Source organism: Peribacillus sp. SIMBA_075, assembly GCF_046534585.1.
Genome location: NZ_JAWRYN010001287.1, coordinates 1 through 247, shown reverse-complemented (window position 1 = coordinate 247; position 247 = coordinate 1). Strand labels below are relative to the sequence as shown.

Sequence of the window (247 nt, the reverse complement as noted above, 5' to 3'; positions counted from 1 at the left end):
GTCCGATTTCTTATTTAGAAATCGGACTTTTTATTATTAAAATTTCTCTAAAACGATTTTCCCAATGGTACTTCCGCTTTCAAGCAGTGCATGTGTTTTCTTTACGTTTTCAGCGTTAATTGGTGTTAATGTTTCATTTAGAGTAGTCTTTAAAATACCTTCATCTAAAAGTTCACTTACTTTATTTAATAGTTCGTGCTGTGTAATCATGTCGCCAGTTTCATACATCGCTTTTGTAAACATAAAC

At 31.6% G+C, this 247-nt stretch carries 1 protein-coding gene; it reads right to left on the bottom strand.

Going from position 1 to position 247, the window contains the following annotated elements; genetic code table 11:
- Positions 1-36: 36 nt before the first annotated feature.
- The coding region (locus SB775_RS32490) for a zinc-binding dehydrogenase (RefSeq protein WP_410865411.1) at positions 37-247 on the bottom strand (211 nt) is incomplete at its 5' end.